At 41.4% G+C, this 15,553-nt stretch carries 15 protein-coding genes and 1 pseudogene; 15 read left to right on the top strand and 1 reads right to left on the bottom strand.

What is annotated here, in order from left to right; all coding sequences use genetic code 11:
• Positions 1–49: 49 nt before the first annotated feature.
• A complete protein-coding gene (locus tag RFF05_RS03775) occupies positions 50–310 on the bottom strand; it encodes a TnpV protein (protein ID WP_409970073.1) in 261 nt (86 codons plus the stop codon).
• Here RFF05_RS03775 and RFF05_RS03770 point away from each other — a divergent pair.
• The 15 genes and pseudogenes from RFF05_RS03770 (at position 194) to RFF05_RS03700 (ending at position 15,542) form a co-directional block, all read left to right on the top strand.
• A complete protein-coding gene (locus RFF05_RS03770; RefSeq protein WP_409970146.1) occupies positions 194–484 on the top strand; it encodes a hypothetical protein in 291 nt (96 codons plus the stop codon). The genes RFF05_RS03775 and RFF05_RS03770 overlap by 117 nt on opposite strands.
• A 146-nt stretch (positions 485–630) precedes the next feature.
• On the top strand, positions 631–1,224 hold the full coding sequence (locus tag RFF05_RS03765) for a tetratricopeptide repeat protein (protein WP_409969081.1): 594 nt from the start codon (positions 631–633) through the stop codon (positions 1,222–1,224).
• Positions 1,225–1,288: 64 nt separating this feature from the next.
• On the top strand, positions 1,289–1,912 hold the full coding sequence (locus RFF05_RS03760) for a hypothetical protein (protein ID WP_409969080.1): 624 nt from the start codon (positions 1,289–1,291) through the stop codon (positions 1,910–1,912).
• Positions 1,913–1,969: 57 nt separating this feature from the next.
• A complete protein-coding gene (gene yidD / locus RFF05_RS03755) occupies positions 1,970–2,407 on the top strand; it encodes a membrane protein insertion efficiency factor YidD (RefSeq protein ID WP_409969079.1) in 438 nt (145 codons plus the stop codon).
• A gap of 95 nt (positions 2,408–2,502) precedes the next feature.
• Positions 2,503–5,184, top strand: coding sequence for an ATP-binding protein (locus RFF05_RS03750; protein ID WP_409969078.1), 2,682 nt, complete (start codon positions 2,503–2,505; stop codon positions 5,182–5,184).
• A gap of 46 nt (positions 5,185–5,230) precedes the next feature.
• Positions 5,231–5,929: a hypothetical protein gene (locus RFF05_RS03745; RefSeq protein WP_409969077.1), complete on the top strand. Its 699-nt coding sequence runs from the start codon at positions 5,231–5,233 to the stop codon at positions 5,927–5,929.
• Positions 5,930–6,001: 72 nt separating this feature from the next.
• A complete protein-coding gene (locus RFF05_RS03740; protein ID WP_409969076.1) occupies positions 6,002–7,831 on the top strand; it encodes a hypothetical protein in 1,830 nt (609 codons plus the stop codon).
• Positions 7,821–8,021 carry a hypothetical protein gene (locus RFF05_RS03735; RefSeq protein ID WP_409969075.1) on the top strand — a complete coding sequence of 67 codons (201 nt, stop codon included), beginning with the start codon at positions 7,821–7,823 and terminating at the stop codon, positions 8,019–8,021. The genes RFF05_RS03740 and RFF05_RS03735 overlap by 11 nt, the downstream gene beginning before the upstream one ends.
• A 49-nt stretch (positions 8,022–8,070) precedes the next feature.
• Positions 8,071–9,249, top strand: a complete 1,179-nt coding sequence (locus RFF05_RS03730) for an SPFH domain-containing protein (RefSeq protein ID WP_409969074.1) — start codon at positions 8,071–8,073, stop codon at positions 9,247–9,249.
• Between the two features lie 11 nt (positions 9,250–9,260).
• On the top strand, positions 9,261–9,941 hold the full coding sequence (locus RFF05_RS03725; protein ID WP_409969073.1) for a hypothetical protein: 681 nt from the start codon (positions 9,261–9,263) through the stop codon (positions 9,939–9,941).
• An 80-nt stretch (positions 9,942–10,021) separates the two neighbouring features.
• Positions 10,022–10,246, top strand: a pseudogene (locus RFF05_RS03720) (transposase); the annotation flags it as partial.
• A gap of 246 nt (positions 10,247–10,492) precedes the next feature.
• Entirely contained in the window at positions 10,493–11,857 is a 1,365-nt protein-coding gene (locus RFF05_RS03715) for a sensor histidine kinase (RefSeq protein WP_409969072.1), read from the top strand.
• 81 nt (positions 11,858–11,938) lie between these two features.
• The gene (locus RFF05_RS03710) at positions 11,939–12,139 is read left to right on the top strand and encodes a hypothetical protein (protein WP_409969071.1); all 201 of its coding nucleotides are present in this window, start codon (positions 11,939–11,941) and stop codon (positions 12,137–12,139) included.
• A gap of 560 nt (positions 12,140–12,699) precedes the next feature.
• Complete coding sequence (locus tag RFF05_RS03705; RefSeq protein ID WP_409969070.1) at positions 12,700–14,970, top strand: diguanylate cyclase domain-containing protein; 2,271 nt, start codon at positions 12,700–12,702, stop codon at positions 14,968–14,970.
• Positions 14,937–15,542: an EAL domain-containing protein gene (locus tag RFF05_RS03700; RefSeq protein WP_409969069.1), complete on the top strand. Its 606-nt coding sequence runs from the start codon at positions 14,937–14,939 to the stop codon at positions 15,540–15,542. Before RFF05_RS03705 ends, RFF05_RS03700 begins: the two co-directional genes overlap by 34 nt.
• The last annotated feature ends 11 nt before the right edge of the window (positions 15,543–15,553 follow it).

Genomic DNA, 15,553 nt, shown 5'->3' with positions numbered 1-15,553 from the left:
TGGTTGGCTTCGGCATTCGACAGCTCGTTCAGCGTCTCCCCTACGCTCCCTAGTACCAACTTCTTGATTTGATTCTTGGTAATTTCCTCATTAAAGTGTACAATTTTCTCAGACATAGTTGGGGGTGTGGAGATAATCCTGAACCACTAGGGAGGAACAGGTATGTTTTCATATGCCCCACCCACTCCATCTGATGGGACGTCTTATCGGAGGTTGGCTGGGTTTTCTGCAAGTCTGCCATAAGCTGTTCCATCTGACGGTCTGCTGTCTGGTCGATTTCTACCAGATGGGAGTGGAGCTTCTCGCTCATCAGCAGATGGTTGAAGGTGGCTTTGCGGTGCTCCATACTTATATTTATACGATTGAAACGGGCACGAAGCACGCACGGCAGATAGATAAAATGCAATTGGCGTTTGTGCTGCTTATTGCAAAAACCATGTCGATTTTTTTTGTGATAGCACTTGATTTTTCTAGACTGCCGTGATAAAATATGTACTAATAAATGGATAATTTTGAGATATTCGCTACATAAGAAAAATTATGTTATATAAGGCAGTTATTCGAGAATATCGAGTCTCCCTAAAGATAAATTCCATTCAATTAGATTACATATGTGTGTGGAGGAACGAAATGGCTCAAACAGTTATAGAATTGAATTGCCCAGGATGCGGTGCTAGGGTATCTACTGGGCAAAATGAATGTGAATGGTGTCATAAACCGATTATAATTTCCACATTTAATAGTGTGTATTCCATGCCGGTTCCTGATGTCAATAAATATGCGAATGCATATAAAAAAGCATTGAATGAAGAGCCCGATAACGCAGAGCTTAACACATCAATTGCCATGTGTTATTTGAAGTTGAAATTATATCAAAAAGCATTGCCAGCATTCGAAAAAGCCATTGAAGATAACTTTGATAATTCTGAAGTATTTTTCTATGCCGCTGTATGCTTGCTGCAAGGCAAGAAGGCATTTCTGCACCAACGCCCGACTATAGACAAAATACTTGAGTATTTGAATGCTGCGTTAATGATTGAACCGAAAGGAATCTATTATTACTTTATGGCGTATATCAAATACGATTATTTCGCAAGAAAATATTTTAAGGTTGTGCCAGATTATAACGATTGTCTGGCTTTAGCTTGTTCTACTGGCTTATCCGAGTACGACATTTCGCAATTATATGATATTTTGGGTGTATTGCGTCCGGAATGTCTGTAATATTTTTTCGGATTACAATGGCCACAAAGTTGTATATTCAAAATCATTTTAGGAGGAAAAAAGAATGGGTTGTTTTGGTAGTTCTGATCCCAATGCTAAGCTGATTCAAGAGGCATGCAGAGGGAAGACGGAAGAACAGAAAAAAGTAATCGAATATTTTGTTAAGCAAGAAGGCTGCTTTTCAAAAAATATGACTAGTGATGAATATTTGGCATTAGTAGCAAAAAAGAAAGACTCTATGAACTTTAGAAGTATTGCAATTAATAAAATCGGATTGGACGAAGATGAGATTAACGAAATTCCTCCTGTAAAATTCGAAGGATTTGTATTTAAGAATGCATATTCAAAATCCTTGCCAAGTGGTAATTATATAAGTTCATCTTATCAGGTGGCTTGGTTGTTCTTTAGTTCAACCCAAGTATATATTTACCGTCACACATTTAATATGGATGATAGCAAGAAAAATGAGAGCACAGATGAGTTCTTCTACAAAGATGTAACCTCTTTCTCTACATCAACTCAAACAGAGACATCACGTAACGTCGCTGGGCAATCTATCGAAGTCCCAACTAACAAATTCTGCATGGTAGTACCTGGAGATAAGCTATATGTTTCTATGGATGGTGTTGAGGATGCTGAATCCATTGTCCAAGCTATGAAGCAAAAACTGCGCGAAAAAAAATCTTAATAGAGTGATACCTGTATCTTGTGGCGATACAGGTATTTTTCTTAGTTGGTAGGTATTATGAAAAAAAAGAAAATTATCTTGAATGGTCCTAAAATGATTAACCCACCAGAATCTAAACTATATAGACCTAAAATCAATTATTTAAAGGTTATAGTTTTTGTCATTTCGCATTTTGTAGCATGTGAAATACCATTAGTTGTCTTTCTTTGCATTAATGACTCGGTTAATCTTATCGATTTTATAAGTCTACAAATATACATATTGCCACTATCATTTTTGATGTTCTTAGTCACGCTTAGATATACTTTGATGTGGTTTATCAGGTTATATCAACGCTATGCAAAATCCGAAACACGATTACGTTGTCATATGACTCCTTCCTGTTCCGAATATTCGATATTAGCACTAAAAAAATATGGCGTTCTGAGAGGTGTTCCAAAGATGATTGGGCGGTTTAAGCGATGTAGTTACCCTGGGAGCATAGACTATCCATAAAATTGTTGATTGTAGGAAATACCTTAGCATATTCAATGGGATTGTCAAAGCGTCCTTCCAGTGTATGAAATCCCTTTACTACAAGGAGAGAATATATGGCTTTCAATTATATTTCAGATAAAAAATTAGAAAATGGAGAATCAGTATCTCTGGGCACTATTGAGGTTACATCTATACCTCATATCTCGATAATAGAGGACCGCCCAAATGCTATTGAAGGGGTTATTGAACGGTATAAATCGGAAATGGGTGGGCTATTAAACGAGGTATTCCAATCGTTTAAATCAGCTAGCATGACCGCCAAATATAGCAAAGATATTGCCATAGAATTTTTATGGCTTACCTCTGCAATAGATAATCAACCATATCAAGCACAAATACGGTTGTTTGTGTTAATACGAGCAATCGATGCCGATAAAGACAAAGCAATACGAACTGTTGAATCAATTGGACAACAAGTCAAGTCAACATTGTCCATTCAAAAATATGAATTTACAGAATGGGCCTTCGATGAATTTGAACCATTGATTCAAAAAATCAATGGTTCAAGCATAAAAGCAATTGTGAAAGATGAACAGTCTCAGTCATTACAAAATCAGCTTTTTCCCTATTGCTATGCCTTTGATAAAATTCCTGTCTCTCAAAACGATTTAAGTAGAATTGTTCATACGCTTAGTAACTATCCAGACTGTGCGTTTTCCGTACAACTGATTCCGACAACACTCGAATATCAAGAAATCGCTGAAGTGGATCGAATTACACAAGCATTGGAGACATTGAGTCAGGGTGTAATGGAGCAAGGCGTGGGTAATATTAGTTTTTCTTTGGCGAAAAAACACGCACAGGTTTATCGATATTATTCCGAAAACAAAAACAAAGCCTTATTTCAATATAACATCATCATTTATGGAAGTACAGAGGCTACCGCTAGTATTTCTAGCCGCATTTACGGGCAACTTTCTACGGTTGGAGATCAGTCGGTAAATCTCAAAACAATAGAATTGACAAATGCAGAGGCTGATAATGTTCATAATTTTTATCCGTTGCCTTGGGCTGTTCAGGAAATTACGCTACACAAAAACCGTAATATGCACTTGTGGCAATCAAATCAATTCTCAGATGCACTGTATAGACTGCCCTATATTATTACAAGTGATGAAGCTTGTGAAATCTTCAGATTGCCAATTGGCAGTGACAGAATATCGGCTGGTTTAAATATCAATGAGTCTGGTAAGGCCAATAAAACCTTTGCTCAAAATCTGATTAATGCAGGGGATATCAGCGTGGGTAAACTACGCTCCTCCTCAAATAGCGATACAATCGGCTTTTCGCTCAATGATTTAGCAAAACATATGCTCGTGGTAGGCACACCTGGCTCTGGTAAAACCACCTTTTCAGTCAGTTTATTAGACCGACTGTGGAAAGAGCACAATATTCCGTTTTTGGTCATTGAACCTGCCAAAAATGAGTATCGAGCATTGGTTCAGAGTATTCCAGATTTGCAGGTGTTTACCCCTGGGAAGAATTTTATCTCTCCCTTTGTCTATAACCCCTTTGTTCCTCCCAAGAATGTAAAGCTGGAAACTTACAAGTCCACTCTAAAAACTGCTTTTTCTGCAGCAGTCTCTATGTCCACACCGCTTGATAAAATTTTTGAAGAAACTATCAATAATTGCTATTCAGATTTCCGATGGCTCGATACTTATACAGTAGAGGACAAAGGTCAAACATTTAATATTACAGATTTCATACAGTGTTTTCAAAATACATTCGACGAAATTGGTTATACCGGAGATGCTAAGAATATTGGTCGAGCAGGCGTTGTCCGACTCAATAGCTTGGTCAATCTATTTGATAATTATTTTTCTGTTCCAATTGAAGATTTATTGAAAAAACCCACTATCATTGAACTAGCCGCGATAGAAAACAGTGATCAAAAAGCACTTATTATTTCGTTGCTTATGCTGTCGATTTTAGCCTATGTCAATGCCAATTATCTTGGTGAAGGCGGGCTGAAAAATGTAATTTTACTGGAGGAAGCCCACGTTCTTTTGGATGCAGAAAGCAATGCAGGCCAAGGAGATGCCAACCCCAGTGCTATTGCGCAAGGGCTTGTAAAGCGCATGCTGGCCGAAATTCGTTCCTATGGTGTTGGTCTCATTATCGCCGATCAATCGCCACGAAAGGTATCTACGGATGTAGTCGCTTTAACCGATATGAAGATGGTGTTCCGCTTAGTAGAAAGTGTAGACAAGCAAATCATTGGCGATAGTACAAATATGACGCCAACTCAAGTGCAACGCATGGGCAAGCTAAAACCTGGTGAAGCGTTTCTGTTTTTTAATAAGTTAGATGACCCTGAGGAGGTAATTACCCCCGATTATCGTTTGGAGAACAACATCAGCATTACACTTTCTGACGATGGCATTCGCCAGCTTTCGAAGTATTGGGATGACAAAGGCAAAGCCTTGCGTCCTTATCCTCAATGCGAATATTGCACCGCTTGCCAAGAAACTTGTGACTATCAACGACGCGTGTTGGCTCGTGAGGTTGCTAGAAGAATATTTACGAAAAACTTCAAGGCAGATATGTCAGATTTCGTTGTTTTGAAGCAAGCGCTTTCCAAGATAAGTCTGCTTGTAAAGGCAGAACTCAATGATGAACCATTCACAGGTGAATTATTATCGTGTGTAAAGGTGCATCTATGGCGCCGTATTAAATATGGGACGAAGATTCCGATTACGGATGCGCAAATCATCAATTCACTGAAAAAGTAAAAGTATGAAGTAAATTTCAAAATATATATTTTAAAGGAGATAGGATATGGATACAGTTAAAATTCAACAATACTTTAATCCTTCAATTATGCCAAAAAAAGACGCTATTAAATACGGCACCATACTGATTTGTATGGGGGGCATTATGAGCACGAGTGATAAATTTCCAGCAATAGGAATTTTTATGATTATTGCCGGAGCATCCCTTCTAATCGTCACGTTAAAAAAACCATCTATTTCAGATGCAGAGTACGATAATTATGTCTCAGCTTTTGTGAATATATCTCATGTCAAAGAGCTTGCATTGGATAAATTAGGACTTGACGAATCGGAAGTAACGGAAATTGAGCCTATTATTTTAAGCGGCTATGTATACCAAGGAGCAGACCTTCTCAAGCAAGGCACTGACGGACAATGGCGCTCCAATAAATATGAAATATTTGCACTCTTTTTTACCGTTAACGAATTGCATTGCTATACAAAAAGAGTTTCTACGACTGGTGGACGAGCTTTGGAATCGACCGATGTTTATTTTTACAAAGACATCGTCTCCGCATCCACTACTTATGAAACATTCACACGCCCACAACAGGGCGCAATCCCTGCGGTTAACGTTGATTATGAATGCTTCAAACTCACCACTTCAGCTGGTACTTCTATCACCGTATCTTTAAGAGATGTGGACGGTATTCAAAAATCCATCAACGCCATGCGCGCCTTGCTCAAAGAAAAGAAAAGCCAATAAACGGATATTTGAGGAGATACAGCAATGGACGACGAATTCGAAGGAAGCACCGATATATCTACTGATATAGATATGAGCAATGACATATCCAGTGATATACCAGAAGTAGAAGATACTCCTACTGACGAACCAGAGTATCTCGAGGAGGACACCGCCACCGAGGAGCCTGAGTATCTCGAAGAGGACGCTGCCACCGAGGAGCCTGAGTATCTCGAGGAGGACACCGCCACCGACGAACCAGAGTATCTCGAGGAGGACACCGCCACCGAGGAGCCTGAGTATCTCGAGGAGGACACCACCACCGACGAGTCCGAGGAACTGGTGGATGACACCACCACCGAGGAGCCTGAGTATCTCGAGGAGGACATCGCCACCGAGGAACCAGAGGAACTGGTGGATGACACCACCACCGAAGAGCCTGAGTATCTCGAGGAGGACGCCGCCACCGAGGAGCCTGAGTATCTCGAGGAGGACGCCGCCACCGAGGAGCCTGAGTATCTCGAGGAGGACACCACCACCGATGAGTCCGAGGAACTGGTGGATGACACCACCACCGATGAGTCCGAGGAACTAGCGGATGACACCACCACCGAAGAGTCCGAGGAACTAGCGGATGATCCCGCCACCGAGGAACCAGAGGAACTGGTGGATGACACCACCACCGACGAGCCCGAGGAACTAGCGGATGATCCCGCCACCGAGGAACCAGAGGAACTGGTGGATGACACCACCACCGACGAGTCCGAGGAACTGGTAGATGATACCGCCACCGAAGAGTCCGAGGAACTGGTAGATGATACCACCACTGAAGAGCCCGAGGAACTGGTGGATGATACCACTGCTGAAGAACCCGAGGAACTGGTGGATGACACCACCACCGAAGAGTCCGAGGAGTCCGAGGAATCTATGGGGTTAGAAAAAACAGATCCCTCCACCGATACACTTGATGTGTCTCAAGATAATTCGGAAGACAACTTCACAGATGCAAAAAACACCTACAATTCATTGTCTGACTATATGAATTCAAATGATTATGGACCAAGTGATTTTGATACATACTCTCAAGATCCAACGTGGCGAGAGCTACAAAAAGAGGCATTCCCTGACTATGAGTTACCACCCATGACACAAGAGAATGCTAACAAAGAATTATCCAATTACATGAATGAAAATCACTATACACAGGAAGATTTTGAGACATATTCACAGGATCCAAAGTGGAGAGAACTCCAAAGTTTTGCATTCCCCGATTATGAATTGCCTCCCATTTCATCTGAAGAGTATACTTCGATGGTCAAGATGCTAAATGATTATAATGTTGACTATAATGCTATAAAATTGTTTGAAGGAGATCGAGTAGCTGGAGACGTTATTGCACGATTAGGTGGTGGAGATTTAACAGAAGGCTCGTGTTCGTCTTTAGCACTTGCATATGCAGGGAATAAAGCTGGATATGATGTATTGGATTTTCGTGACGGAAACAGTCGAACCATCTTTTCTAGTAGAGATGCCATTGAGAATATTTCTAACCTACCAAATGTATACTCTGCAGAGAATTGTGGACGAGATGATGTAGAATGCGCTAACAAATTACTGGAAAGTCTTGCTCCAGAAAAAGAATACTATCTGGCAACGGGACAGCACGCTGCAATCGTTAGGAATCACAATGGAAATTTTGAATTTTTGGAACTTCAGCACCCTTCGAAAAATGGGTGGTATAGTCTTAATAATGACATGTTAATAACTCGTTTCGGTTGCTCACAAACTCATACGGAAGAATGGTCAAGTTATTTGATTGATGTAGATTCATTGTCAAATAACACAGAGTTTTTAGATGTATTGGGATATATAAATACACCAAACTTAGAACAAAGGAAAGGGGGAACTGGGAATGTCAGATAATAATGATATGTATTCTGCTTTTACGTGGTTAGAAGTCCCTGATTCTGTAGGTGAGCGACTATTTACCTTTGATGGGGAAAGAATTTTTAATCTGTTTCGAGATTATCCCCATGAACTCACAAACGAGCAAAAGCAAATCTTCGATGAGAAAAACCCATATTGGGCCAATTTCTTCATTGACAGATTATAAAGGAACATTATAGCTAAATCAGGTATGCGTACAAAGAGGAGGAACAACTATGGGTCTATTTTCTAAAAACCCAAACGAAAGTGCCTATGTGGGGGGCAAAAAACATTGGACTGATGTTATTAAAAATTCAGGTCCGGGCGAACTTTTGATTTGGCGTCAGCCAGAGGAAGATTTTAATACGAATTCTACGCTTGTGGTAATGCCTGGAGAAGAAGCGATTTTTATTAAAGGTGGCACCATTGAGCAAGTTTTCGAAAATGGCACATATAAACTATCCACCGAAAACTATCCTTTTATCAGTCGCCTACGCAATGCTTTTTCTGGGGGAATTAGCACGTTTAACTGCGTGGTCTACTTCGTCCGAAAGGCAGATAGTAAAGAAATTCGGTGGGGCACAGAAAGTCCTATTCAAGTTCGGGATAAGGTATACAACATCCGTACCGATGCACGAGTGCGTGGTGCATACAAAGTGAGAGTAGAAAATCCTGCGAAATTTTTAGAAAAACTTGTTGGCAATAACGTTCCCTTCCAATTTCAAGACGAGCTAGAAAAGTATTTTTCCAGTGAATTTCAAGGGAAGATTAAATCTGCAGTATCAAAGTTCTTAAACGGATTACAGCAAGAACTGATTGGTATTGATGCCTATATGGATGAGTTGTCAGAACATATTGAACCATTTATCGACGATGCTTTATATGATTACGGACTCAAATGTGTCAAATTTTCTTTAGCGGGGCTCGATATTGATACAACAAAATATGATGTTATCGATGAATCACAAATGGAACAGATCGCCAAAATCAGAAATGCCCAAGGTGATAAAAGTGTTATGGAGACTTTGGGTGATGATTGGGGTAAACAGCAGGCGGTTAATATACTTGGTACCCTGGCGGAAAACCCAGGGGCTGGTGGGATTGCTGCAGCAGGCGCTGGGTTAGGCATGGGCGTTGGCGCAGGTGGTGCATTTGGTGCCATGGCGCAAAATATTTTCGCTCCTATGAATAATGGTTTTACGCCTCAAGCAGTACAAAATCAATCGCCAATCACGAAAGCACCTTCTGGAAGATTTACGCAACAAACAGTACAAAACCAAACTTCCAATGCAGAAACCCATGTAGAAGAAGACCCTGTAGAAGTTTTGAGTAAACTTAAAAAATTATTAGATGCAGGGCTAATTGAGCAATTTGAATATGATGCGAAAAAAGCAGAGATTTTAAAAAGAATGTAGAGGGAGCGATTATGAATAAAAAAACCGTATTATGGATTTTGCTGGATCTTGTGTTTTTGATTGTCTTTAACACTGTGTTTTTTGTCATGGGAGGCAATTCTCATCCAACATCTACGTGGATTTCCTATGGGTTTATTCATTTTTCTTATCTGATGGTATGTATAACTCCATTTTTAACTAGAAAGAGTATAAGTGCAACTATATTCGGTTATGCGCTACAAGCGGTATCCTCGACTTATTTTTTAGTGGAGCTTGTAGTAGGCGTTGTTTTCATTGTATGGAAACAAGAAACCATAAACTATGCCTTAGTTGTGCAGATAATTATTGCAGGCGTATATTTAGTCCTATTGTTATCACATTTACTGGCCAATGAACACACTGCAGACCAAGCAAAAAAGCAACAAATTGAAGTTGACTTTATTAAAGAATGTTCTGCTAGAATAAAGCCTATTTCTAGAGTTATCACGGATAAGAAATTAAAGAAAGAAATAGAACGTGTTTATGATTTGCTTCATGCTAGTCCCAGTAGATCTACAGCTGACGCAAAAGCATTTGAATCACAAATAGTTGACTTGATATCCCAGTTAGAAAGTAGTATAGATTCTGAAAATACGGAAAATATGCTTAAGATTATAAAATCTTTAGTGTTGACAATAGAAAAACGCAATGGAGTTCTCAAGTCGAGTAAATAACAATAATTTCTGATCCCTTTACCTTAGAAAGTTTTTAATATGCTGTTATGAATGAAGAGAGTAGTGCAATTATTTTATTGTACGAGCACTGGGTGCGTATCCGTACGAACAATGTGATTGAGCGACTGAACCGTGAGATCCGCAGGCGCACTAGAGTGGTGGGGACGTTCCCTGACGGAAACTCCGCCCTTATGCTGGTCTGTGCACGGCTCCGCCACGTGGCTGGCACCCAGTGGGGTAACAAGAAATATATGAACATGAAGCATCTAGAGACGACCTACGAGGATGCCTCTATTGCTGGTTGACTTCTTTTGAAACGAGACTGCAAACTAATTTGCGCATAACTCTTGACAGTACCCTGAATTTTTTGGAAGTAATAAGTAACAGTGAAGAGTGAAAAGGTATGGGTCGGGAGAACGATTGCGGTTTCGGTATGGGCAAATCGATTTACCACTCAGATGGGACGATACGTTTATGGATTTTATTCTTGAAATCTATTTTCAATCGATGTATAATACTACCATATTTATTACACCAGAGGGGGCATCACCTTGGAGCACGCTACAGCGGTATACAATCTCATAGAGCTAATGCCACAACCAGCTATGATTGTGGACATTCGAACCGAAAAAATCGTATTGAGCAACAGCATATCCCAGTCTCTGTTCACCATTGGTGCCCAGACCACTGCCAAAGACATCGCCAATAGTATGACCCATGCCCCCTCTGCCCAGACGATTCATATGGCCATGCGCCAAGAACTGCAAACCACAGGGAAAAGCGTTTTGCGCCACATCAATATGAAAACCACCACCCACGAGGAAGAACATTATGATATTCACATTTCCTATGTGGATGAAACCCAGACAGAGGTCTATATGATTTTCGCCCTCAGTGTCCACGAACTACAGCGGATGGCACAGCAAAACACCTATTATGATACCATTTCTGATGCGGCGTACTCCTATCCCTTCCATTTGGATGTCAAAACCAGACGGATGGAGTTTTTTGACCCTGCGATGGAGTCGGAATTTCATATGTCCATGGTGATGGAAAACTTCCCAGAACCTGTTTTTACCTACAATTACCTCTGCGAAGACGATAAAGACGACTATATAGCGGTCATCGAGCGGATGTATCGAGGGGAGCCACCAGAAGGGTCCTTCCGTTTTTACAGTCTCCAGGGTGAATTGCTCCGATATACCGCAAACTATGTGGTAAACCGAGATGAAGTGGGAAACCCCGTAGAGGTAAACGGAGATTTTATCATCCAATCTGAAACCAAGATTGACCCTGAGGTCAGCGCCCTAGATGGCGTTGCCAACGGACAAAAAGTGGTGCTGGCACACCAGATTAAAGCACATTTTTTCTTCAACACCCTCAATACCATTAGCGCTCTGTGCAAACAAGATGCCATACAAGCGGATGAAGCTATTCGCACGTTTGCATCCTATATGCGCACTTATATGCATCTCATCAACGAAAGTGACATGATTCCCTTTCAGCAAGAGCTGATGCTGGTAAAGAGCACCCTAGCCATCGAAAAATTGCGTTTTCCCGATAGTTTTATCTATGAATTAGACTTGGAAGAGACAGAGTTCGATATTCCGCCCCTGACGCTCCAACCCATGGTGGAAAACGCACTGCTTCACGGTCTGCGGAGAACGGGTCATCACGGCACCCTCACCATCACCACATGCAAGAGAGACGGCGCTATCTGGATTACCATTTCGGATAACGGACTTGGATTTGACACTAGCGTTTTGAAAAAAACCAAGTCCATCGGCCTGAAAAATAGCACACGCCGCATCCAAATGATGGCTGGCGGCAGTGTTGACATCACAAGTCAGCTAGGCGCAGGCACCCAAGCGGTTATCCAAATCCCCATAACACCACCAAAAGAAATAGGCTGTTAATGCTTGCATCTTCTCCATTGACAAGATATGAATTTATGGAGTATACTATATTTATCAATTTGGGGTGAAGGGAGCATACTTATGCCTGATTATAAGTCTATGTATTATCACTTAGCAGGGCGCATGGCCACTTCCATCGAAGTTTTGGAAATGACCGTACAAACATTGGAAGGCACAACTGTCGCTTTGGCTGAATTAACTGAGAAATTGAAGCAAGCACAATTGGTTACAGAGGAGATGTTCATCTCTGATGATGGAGACGATGCACAGCCTATTTTTTAATGGGGGCTTCAGTATCTTTTTTTGGCACACTATCTATAAAAAACCGTTCAGTTTATTAGACTGAACGGTTTTTTATAGAAATTTCCTGTTTTTAGGGGTGGAAAGATTCATTGTCACAACTTGCGCCAATGAAATCCTTGGGGATAATAGGGCAGTCCGCGCTGTAGACTTTAGGCAGTCCTGCCGTGTTTCTATCCCTATATTTTGTATTTTGTTACAGTTCGCGCACTTCGTTTTTAGATGTAACCTTACTTTTCCTAGATTTTACATCCTAAAAACCTATTTTTGGCAATGGAATTTGGTGTAAAGTGGTGATTCAAAGACATATCTTCTGCTTTTTGTAGTTGTATCGCGGACTTTGTAGAAAAAAGTTACGCGAAATATCAGGAAAATTCTGTAAAAGGTAGTGTTTGAAACTTGAAATCCCTTGCGCAGAGTGCTATAATAGAAACCGTGAAAAGTATGACGTATTTTCCTTTCGGTTGTAACATTTTTGGAAATGTTTGCAATTCCTTTTGTTGCGTCTAAATACTCATTGAGAATGGGATGAAATGTGCTAAATGAAAAAGTTGAAATTTTTAATAGCACTTATTGTGCTGTTTTCATGTTTAACATTGGGCGTTTGCGCTGTGGAACAACCCAGTGAAATCAATGTAGGCTATGTGGCTAAATATGGCACCGTGACCTCTGCCTTCTATGAAGATACCAAAGGGTACGGCTATGAATATTTAAATGGTCTTTTAGCTTATATGGATGGCGACTATACATTAAACTTTGTCTCTTGTACCAGTTGGCAAGATGGATTGGACAAATTAGACAGTGGAGAAATCGATATCATTGGCCCTATGTTCGAAACCGCTGCTGGGGATGTATGCTATACATCTGAGAACTTTGGTGAATGCACCTTGATTTTGGCCAGCGTGGACAACGCGCAAGGCCTGATTGACGATTTATCAGCCCTTGATGGTTCCACCATTGGTGTGCCTGATTATTACCCCGATTATAGCGTTTTAACCAACTTCTTGCAAGAACAGGGCATTGATGCTGATATTATGGTGTTGCCCAGCTTAGAATTGAACATCACACTGGGGATGAACGAGGTGGACTATGTGTTCATGTCGTCCCTGCAAACGCAGCTGGGCTTGACTGTGGTCACCTATATCGATGCCCAACCAGTATATTTTGTGGGCGCACCTGAAAGTCAAGCGCTGTTAGATGAGATAGACCAAGCGCTCATTGCCTTAAAGGCTGCTGAGCCTGTGTTTGAATCCCAACTGGCTTTGAAATACAGCTCCTACAACTATACCGCAAACGCCTATATTTCCGAGGAAAACTATGCCTTGTTGCAGGAAAAAGGCACCTATACAGTGGGGGTGCGCAATTTCAATTCCCCGTTGCTACAAGAAAATGGAAACGGCGAACTAGAAGGCGTGGCTTTTGTCATGCTGGATATGCTGAGCGAAGCTGGGAATATTTCCTTTGAATATGTGGAGCTAGATGATTCTGCCACCATTGAAGACTGCCAAAACATTGACTTTTTGGTGGCCGCAACAGACGACACGCTAGCGCTGGGCTTCCCCTATGAAAGTGGCTCTTACTTATCTCTGCCCTGTCTACTTCTAGACCGTACAAACAAAGAAACCATCGAGACCATTGGCGTGGCCAGCGATTATCGCATCAGCAATCTCCTTGAGGATGGCAAACTCTACGGCAGAGAAGTGGTGCAGTATGCCACCGTGTCTGAACTGCAAGAGGCCTTTGATGCAGACGAAGTGGACAGCATTCTCTTTACAGTTATCTCTTTCAATATGATTCGTGACCAATTTCAAAACCAAGATTTTATTGCATCTACCGTGGATGATGACTTGGAATTTGTGATGGCATTTTCTGAAGATTTAACGGCAGAAGAGCTAACTGTGTTCAACAAACTCATCGCCAATCTTGACCAAAGTGTGTTGGATGCGGCATTGATTGAGTATGCCGTCACCCCCCAAGCCACATCCCTTTTGACCATGATAAAAGATAACCCTTGGGTTGTGTTCAACTTGGTGGTGGGTATCATGGTTTTGATTGTGATTTCTGCCATTGTATCTGAGCGCAAACGGCGGCTCCTGTTGTCTAAAATCATTGATTATGATGAATTGACTGGTCTGTCTTCCAAGCGAAAGTTGATGCAAGATGCACAGGTTTTGATGGAGAAAAACCCGACCATTCAATACGATTTCCTGTCTATGGACATTGATAATTTCAAACATATCAATGAAATGTATGGCTATCAAACAGGCTCTGAGCTGTTGAAAATCATTGCCAGAAACATTGGGCAACGGCTAACACCCACGACTTTGTTTGCCCGTGCCACAGGTGACCATTTTTTAATGTTCTTTGAGCGTGATGGACAGGGCTCGACTGAGCAATGGTTGGCATTTGAAAAGGAATTGCAACATAGTATCTATACCCAGTTGGATATTGTCGCCCACACCACCTTTAGCATGGGTATCTATGAAGTGAAAGACCCCTCCATGGACATCAATATTATGATTGACTATGCCAATATTGCACGCACCCACGGCAAAGGTACCATAGGCTTCACCTGCTATTATTTTACCGCGGAAATGGCAGAGGCTTCCACCATCAGCAACCGTATTACCACAGAAATGGTGCCTGCCATTCAAAACGAAGAGTTTGTGCTGTATTACCAGCCCAAGTTTGAGTTGAAAACAGAGCGCACAATTGGCGCTGAAGTATTGGTGCGGTGGATCAAAGACGGCACCGTGATTCCCCCAATCGATTCATTCCGTTGTTTGAGAAAAATGGCTTTATCCAAACGCTAGATTATTATGTGCTCAGCCATACGTGCAAATTTTTACAAACCTATCAGCATCTGGCCGTCCCGCGGCTATCGGTCAACCTCTCTGGGGTGACTATGTTGCAAGAGGATGTGGTAGAGCGGGTGATGGAAATTTTGAATCAATATCAAGTTGTGCCAGCGCAAATCGACTTGGAAATCACAGAGACTGCCTTCGTGGCCAACAGTGCAATCCAAGCATCCCTCAAGGCATTACAACATATGGGATTCACCATTTCTATCGACGACTTTGGCACTGGGGTTTCCTCGTTGTCTCGTTTGCGGTACATGGATTTGGATACCTTGAAAATCGACCGTGAATTTATCATCGATGCTTTGGACGATAAACGTGGCAACAGTATTCTAAACCATGTCATTGAAATTGCCAAAGATTTGGATTTGGAAACGGTGGCAGAAGGCATCGAAACGGCAGATCAACTCAATTATCTGAGAGAAATTGGGTGCGATGTGGGGCAAGGGTTCTACTATGCCCGACCTATGCCTGAAGCGGTCTTTGTAGTTTCCTGCGAAAAACTCACGCAAGAAGGCAAGTGTTAAAAGCGTAAACA

This window comes from Bengtsoniella intestinalis, from assembly GCF_039719005.1.
GTDB lineage: Bacteria > Bacillota > Clostridia > Oscillospirales > Oscillospiraceae > Oscillibacter > Oscillibacter intestinalis.
This window is presented reverse-complemented; position numbering and strand designations above follow the sequence as displayed.

Excerpts from the sequence above, each read along its gene's own strand:
- RFF05_RS03760 (WP_409969080.1), top strand. The coding sequence starts at position 1,289 with ATGGGTTGTTTTGGTAGTTCTGATCCCAATGCTAAGCTGATTCAAGAG.
- RFF05_RS03750 (WP_409969078.1), top strand. The coding sequence starts at position 2,503 with ATGGCTTTCAATTATATTTCAGATAAAAAATTAGAAAATGGAGAATCA.
- RFF05_RS03745 (WP_409969077.1), top strand. The coding sequence starts at position 5,231 with ATGGATACAGTTAAAATTCAACAATACTTTAATCCTTCAATTATGCCA.
- RFF05_RS03770 (WP_409970146.1), top strand. The coding sequence starts at position 194 with ATGGGACGTCTTATCGGAGGTTGGCTGGGTTTTCTGCAAGTCTGCCAT.
- RFF05_RS03730 (WP_409969074.1), top strand. The coding sequence starts at position 8,071 with ATGGGTCTATTTTCTAAAAACCCAAACGAAAGTGCCTATGTGGGGGGC.
- RFF05_RS03705 (WP_409969070.1), top strand. The coding sequence starts at position 12,700 with ATGAAAAAGTTGAAATTTTTAATAGCACTTATTGTGCTGTTTTCATGT.
- RFF05_RS03710 (WP_409969071.1), top strand. The coding sequence starts at position 11,939 with ATGCCTGATTATAAGTCTATGTATTATCACTTAGCAGGGCGCATGGCC.
- RFF05_RS03765 (WP_409969081.1), top strand. The coding sequence starts at position 631 with ATGGCTCAAACAGTTATAGAATTGAATTGCCCAGGATGCGGTGCTAGG.
- RFF05_RS03735 (WP_409969075.1), top strand. The coding sequence starts at position 7,821 with ATGTCAGATAATAATGATATGTATTCTGCTTTTACGTGGTTAGAAGTC.
- RFF05_RS03740 (WP_409969076.1), top strand. The coding sequence starts at position 6,002 with ATGAGCAATGACATATCCAGTGATATACCAGAAGTAGAAGATACTCCT.
- yidD (WP_409969079.1), top strand. The coding sequence starts at position 1,970 with ATGAAAAAAAAGAAAATTATCTTGAATGGTCCTAAAATGATTAACCCA.
- RFF05_RS03725 (WP_409969073.1), top strand. The coding sequence starts at position 9,261 with ATGAATAAAAAAACCGTATTATGGATTTTGCTGGATCTTGTGTTTTTG.
- RFF05_RS03775 (WP_409970073.1), bottom strand. The coding sequence starts at position 310 with ATGAGCGAGAAGCTCCACTCCCATCTGGTAGAAATCGACCAGACAGCA.